Source organism: Trebonia sp. (genome assembly GCF_030042015.1).
Taxonomy (GTDB): domain Bacteria; phylum Actinomycetota; class Actinomycetes; order Streptosporangiales; family Streptosporangiaceae; genus Trebonia.
On sequence record NZ_JASIAL010000161.1, the window covers coordinates 1 to 5,686 of the forward strand.

6 protein-coding genes are annotated in these 5,686 nt (G+C 71.0%); 3 read left to right on the plus strand and 3 right to left on the minus strand.

Going from position 1 to position 5,686, the window contains the following annotated elements; translation table 11 throughout:
- Together ettA and Q1N79_RS08140 are read left to right on the plus strand one after the other, a co-directional pair.
- A partial coding sequence (gene ettA / locus Q1N79_RS08135; protein WP_300606163.1) for an energy-dependent translational throttle protein EttA occupies positions 1-1,638 on the plus strand: 1,638 nt, incomplete at its 5' end.
- Between the two features lie 182 nt (positions 1,639-1,820).
- Entirely contained in the window at positions 1,821-2,402 is a 582-nt protein-coding gene (locus Q1N79_RS08140; protein ID WP_300606166.1) for a hypothetical protein, read from the plus strand.
- Positions 2,403-2,424: 22 nt separating this feature from the next.
- Here the strand turns inward: Q1N79_RS08140 and Q1N79_RS08145 are convergent, their stop codons facing one another.
- The 3 genes from Q1N79_RS08145 to Q1N79_RS08155 form a co-directional block, all read right to left on the minus strand.
- Entirely contained in the window at positions 2,425-2,874 is a 450-nt protein-coding gene (locus Q1N79_RS08145) for a globin (RefSeq protein ID WP_300606170.1), read from the minus strand.
- 7 nt (positions 2,875-2,881) lie between these two features.
- A complete protein-coding gene (locus Q1N79_RS08150) occupies positions 2,882-4,159 on the minus strand; it encodes a mechanosensitive ion channel family protein (protein WP_300606173.1) in 1,278 nt (425 codons plus the stop codon).
- 110 nt (positions 4,160-4,269) lie between these two features.
- Positions 4,270-4,842 carry a class I SAM-dependent methyltransferase gene (locus Q1N79_RS08155; RefSeq protein ID WP_300606176.1) on the minus strand — a complete coding sequence of 191 codons (573 nt, stop codon included), beginning with the start codon at positions 4,840-4,842 and terminating at the stop codon, positions 4,270-4,272.
- A gap of 56 nt (positions 4,843-4,898) precedes the next feature.
- Here Q1N79_RS08155 and Q1N79_RS08160 point away from each other — a divergent pair.
- On the plus strand, positions 4,899-5,686 hold a 788-nt coding region (locus tag Q1N79_RS08160; RefSeq protein WP_300606180.1), incomplete at its 3' end, for a helix-turn-helix transcriptional regulator.

Genomic DNA, 5,686 nt, shown 5'->3' on the forward strand with positions numbered 1-5,686 from the left:
GGTGTCCGCAAGGCGCACGGCGACAAGGTCGTCCTCGACGACGTCACGCTGAGCTTCCTGCCAGGGGCGAAAATCGGTGTCGTCGGACCGAACGGCATCGGCAAGTCCACCCTGCTCAGGATCATGGGCGGGGTCGAGCCGGTGTCCAACGGCGAGGCCCGGCTGATGCCCGGGTACACCGTCGGACTGCTCGACCAGGAGCCCCGGCTCAACGAGACCAAGACCGTGCTCGGCAACGTGGAGGAAGGCGTCGCCGAGACCAAGAAGCTGCTCGACGCGTACAACGAGATCGCCGAGAAGATGGCGGTCGACTACTCCGAGGAACTGCTCGAGCAGCTGGGCAAGCTTCAGGCGCAGCTCGACCACAAGGACGCCTGGGACCTGGACAGTCAGCTCGAGCAGGCGATGGACGCGCTGCGCTGCCCGCCCCCCGACGCGGAAGTCGAGAGCCTCTCCGGCGGCGAGAAGAGAAGGGTCGCCCTCTGCAAGCTGCTGCTGCAGCAGCCCGACCTGCTGCTGCTTGACGAGCCGACCAACCATCTGGACGCCGAGAGCGTGCAGTGGCTCGAGCAGCACCTGGAGAAGTATCCGGGCACGGTGGTCGCGGTCACCCACGACCGGTACTTCCTGGACAACGTCGCGCAGTGGATCCTCGAACTCGACCGCGGCCACGCCTACCCCTACGAGGGCAACTACTCGACCTACCTGGCGACGAAGGCGGCCCGCATCAAGGTCGAGGGCGCCAAGGACGCCAAGCGCCGCAAGCGCCTGGACGACGAACTTGACTGGGTGCGGTCCAGCGCGCGCGCCCGCCAGGCGAAAAGCCGGGCAAGGCTCCAGAAATACGAGGAGATGGCGGCCCAGGCCGACAAGAACCGCAAGCTGGACTTCGAGGAGATCCAGATCCCGCCGGGTCCGCGGCTGGGGAACCTTGTCGTCGAGGTCACGGACCTGTACAAGGGCTTCGGCGACCGGATGCTGTTCGAGGACCTGAGCTTCAGCCTCCCGCCCAACGGCATCGTCGGCGTCCTCGGCCCGAACGGCGTCGGCAAGACCACGCTGTTCAAGATGATCGTCGGCGAGGAGAAGCCGGATGCGGGGACCATCCGGATCGGCGAGACCGTGCAGATCTCCTACGTGGACCAGAACCGCGAGCGCATCGACCCGGACAAGAACGTCTGGGAAGCGATCTCAGACGGCCAGACGTTCATCCACGTCGGCAACGTCGAGATCCCCAGCCGCGCGTACGTGGCGGCGTTCGGCTTCAAGGGCGCCGACCAGCAAAAGCCCGCCGGGTTGATGTCCGGCGGCGAGCGCGGCCGGATGAACCTCGCGCTCACCCTCAGGCAGGGCGGCAACCTGCTGCTGCTCGACGAGCCCGCCAACGACCTCGACGTGGAGACCCTGGCGAGCCTGGAGAACGCGCTGCTTGAGTTCCCCGGCTGCGCCTTGATCACCAGCCACGACCGGTGGTTCCTCGACCGGGTGGCCACGCACATCCTGGCCTGGGAGGGCGGCGCGAGCTGGTTCTGGTTCGAGGGCAACTTCGAGGCCTATGAGAAGAACAAGATCGAGCGGCTCGGTGCCGAGGCCGCCCGCCCGCACCGCATCACCTACCGCAGGCTCACCCGCGGCTGAGGCGGTCGCAAGGCTGCGGCTCCGCTCGTTTTAGTTCATCCCGAACGGCCACGTGGCGCCTCCTCGCGGCCAGGGTCGCTGCGAGTGGTGTCCCGGCGCGCCACGTCGCATTGCGCCTGGCCAACCGCACAAGGCCCGCGGGCAACCTTGACACCGAACATGGTGCTAGCCAGACTAGCACCATGAGGGCTGCGCCCCCGATCGCCGCACCCGCCGCGCAGACACCGGCCGAGGCGGACGCGCTGATAGCCGAGGCGCGCGCGCATGCGCGGCGGCGACGCAGGAAGACCGCGCTGGTGGTGATCGCCATCGCGGCCGCCATCGGCGGCGTCCTCGCCGGGGCAGGGATCTTGCCCGGCGGCCGGGCGGCCCCCGCGGCACGCCGGGGCCCCAGCCGTCCCGCCCCGCTGACGGCGCACACCGGCGCGGTGACCGGGTACATCGATCCCTGCCAAGGACTAGGAATCGCCAGGGGCCCGGAGCCCTACGCCGCCGGAACGGTGACGGCGCTGCGCGGCCACCAGACCTATGAGCTGGTCGGCAGTGAAAGCAACAGGACCTACCAGACATACCGGCTCGTGCTGCCGACCGCCGTCGCCGCCCGCCAGCACGTCAGCGAGAACCACAGGTTCTACTTCGATCTTCCGCCAGGCCAGTACGTCCTCGTCGGCCGCTATGCCGACGGCAACGCCACCACGCTCCTCGACGTGTCAATCTCCGCAGGCCGGGTTCTGCACCAGAACCTTCCGGACTTCTGTAAGTAGTCCGGGCCGGCCAACGAAGGGCTCAGGCAGGGGTGAGGCCGATGTCGCCCCGCCCGCCCGCGCTTGGCCCGTTCTCGGGCACGGCGTTGACCAGGCTGTGCGCCGCCATCACCAGGTAGTCCCACAGTTGCGCGTCCAGCGCCTCGTCCAGGTTCAGTTCGTCCAGCGCGGTGCGCATGTGCCGCAGCCAGGCGTCGCGTTCCGCCGCCCCGATCCGGAACCGCGCGTGCCGCATCCGCAGCCGCGGGTGGCCGCGCAGTTCGTTGTAGGTGGCCGGCCCGCCCCAGTACTGGATGAGGAACAGCCGCAGGTGCTCCTCGGCGGGTCCCAGGTCCTTCGCCGGATACACCGGCCGCAGCACCGGGTCGGCGGCGACTTCCTCGTAGAACCGGTGCACCAGCCGGGTGAACGTGTCCTCGCCGCCGACAGCCTCGTAGAAGGTCCGCGGCGGCGGTGCGGTTTGCTCGCTCATATCGGTATCACCCTAACCCGCGCTCGCCGCCACGCGACTGACGGTGCCGCGGCGCCGGCGCCGGCGCCGCGGCCTCCTCAGCGGCCGTCCCTATGCCGGCGGCGTCGAGGGCGGCCTTCACCCGTGCGCGCATCTCCCGCTCGACCTCCCACTGGCGCAGCGGCGCGGTCTTCACCACGATCCGCATGGTGATCTCGTCGCTTGACACCTCCTGCGCGCCCCACACCTCGGGCTCCTCAAGCATGACCATCCGCCAGGGCGGCTCGCTCCACATCGTCCCTGCGGCGTTCGACAACAGGGTCCTGATCGTCGACAGGTTAGCCGTGTAGGGCACGGGGAAGTCGATCACCGCGCGCGCCCAGCCCTGGGATTCGTTGCCCACCTGTTCGATCGCGCCGTTCCTGACATGCCAGACGATGCCGTTGATGTCGCGGAGCCGGGTGATCCGCAGCGTGACCGTCTCCACCGTGCCGGTGGCGTCGCCGACGGTGATCACGTCCCCGACCCCGTACTGGTCCTCGAGCAGCATGAAGATGCCAGAGAGGTAGTCGCGGACCAGGTTCTGCGCGCCGAAACCGATCGCGATGCCCACCACGCCCGCGCTGGCGAGCAGCGGGGCGAGGTTGATCCCGAGGTCGCCGAGCACGACGCATCCGGCGATGCTGAAGATCGTGACCGACGTCGCGCTGCGCAGGATCGAGCCGAGTGCCAGCACCCGCTGGTGGCGACGCTCGGCGAGCAAGGCGCGCTCGGCTCGGGCCGCGGCGGCGGCGACCTCCGCGTGGCTAGGCCCGGTGCTCCCGGGCTCGGCCGCGCCCGGAGCCTGCGCCCTGCGCTCGGCGGGCACCGAGTTCTCTGCTTCCGCGACAGCGGCTGCTTCGTCGGGCGTGAGCGACTCCGGCAGCACCGCGGCTCCCGCCTCGTCGCCGCCCGGCGCACCGCCGTGCCTGCGCCGGGCGAGCAGCCGGCCGGGGGCGAGCAGCGAAGGCGACACCCCGTTCCCGAAGTGCGGCAGGATGGTGTCCGCCGCCCGCTCGGTGATCCGGTTGATCAGCCGGTGCAGCACCGCCCGGATGATCAGCGCGAGCACGATGACATAGCCCACTCGCAGCAGCAGGTGCACCGGCCCGGCGAGGAAGTTGCCCGCCACGCCCGCCAGCTGGCCGTCGTGCGTGACGTCCCACACCAGGCGGCAGGCAATGCCCGGGTTGCCGCCGCAGCTGCCCGTGAGCGTGTCCGGCGCGTGGTCCGTGCCGAACATCGCTGCCTGGACGTGCCGCACCACTGAAAGCCTCCCGGGGGGAACAGGACCGCTCCAGGTGAGGCTACCGGCGGACCCGCGACGACGGGGCCCGCCCGCCCGAACCTGTCCCGCCCGAACCTGTCCCGCCCGCGCTACACCCCGGCTTTCTCCTTGCGCGCGCGGAACAGCAGTCGTTCCCCCGCCGTGATCGTGATCTCGGCGAAGCCGAGCGTCTGCAGCCGGGTCAGCAGCGCCGCAGGCTCGACCGGGTTGTAGGTGTCGCCCGCGTGGAAGCGATGCAGCTGGTCGCTGGCCAGGCTGTCCGAGCCGACCAGCGTGCCGCCTGGCCGCAGCACGCGCAGCGCCTCCGCCAGCAGCGCGTCCTGCAAGGCGCGGGTCGGCACGTGGTGCAGCATCGTGAACATCCCGACCGAGCCGAACGAACGGTCCGGATACCCCAGCGCCGTCGCGTCGCCCGCCACCGCGCGGACGTTCGTGCCGGCGAACCGCGCCCGCAGCGCCGCCGCGGCGTCCGCGTCGAGTTCCACGGCGACCAGGCGGCGGACCCGGTGCCGCAGCCACTCGGTCGCCGCGCCAGGTCCTGGCCCGATCTCCAGCATGTCGTCGCCGAGGTCGACGCCGGACGTGACCGCGGGCAGGATCTCCTCGTGCAGGTAGGCGGCCCATTCGGGCGTGCCGAGCAGCTTCGCGTGGTTCTCGTTCACGACATGTGACGCTACGGCCAGGGCGCACGCCCTGCTAGCGCGTAGGCTGCCATGTTGTGTCGTCAGCCGGTCAGGGTCGCCGTCCGGCGAACGTGCCGGACGGCATCGTCGTGGCGGCTTTCCCCATGCCCGGCGGCACCGTGTTCAGCTGGCACATCCACGTGGACCACCAGCTGGCCTGGGCGTCCAGCGGCGTGCTCACCGTCCTCACCGAAGGCGCCACCTGGGTGCTGCCGCCGACCCGGGCGCTCTGGATCCCGCCCGGGGTGCCGCACGAGACCGGCGCCGCCAGCCGCGCCACCATGCGCAGCGTCTTCGTCCCGGCGAACCTGTCGCCGGTGAGCTGGACGGCGCCGACGCCGGTCGCGGCCAGCCCGCTGCTCGCCGAGCTGATCGGGTACCTCGCCGGGCCGCTGCCCAGCCAAAAGCGCGCCCGCGCCGAGGCGCTGCTCGCCGACCTGCTGGAGCCGGTCCCGCTCAAAACGCTTGACGTCCCGTTCCCGGACGGCCCGCTCGCCGGGGCGGTGGCAAGGACGCTGCGCGAGGACCTCGCCGACCAGCGCACGCTGGCGGACTGGGGGCACGCGGTGGGCGCCAGCGAACGGACGCTGGCGCGGGCGTTTATCGCGGAGACAGGAATGCCGTTCGGCCGGTGGCGGACGCTGCTGCGGCTGCAGGCGGCGCTGCCGCTGCTCGCGGTCGGCGAGCCCGTCGGACGGGTGGCCCACCGCGTCGGCTACCAGACCCCGAGCGCGTTCGTCGCCGCGTTCCGCCGCGAGACGGGCCTGACCCCGGCCGCCTACTTCACCCGTCCGGACAACGGGAAAGATCCTCGGCCCTCCAG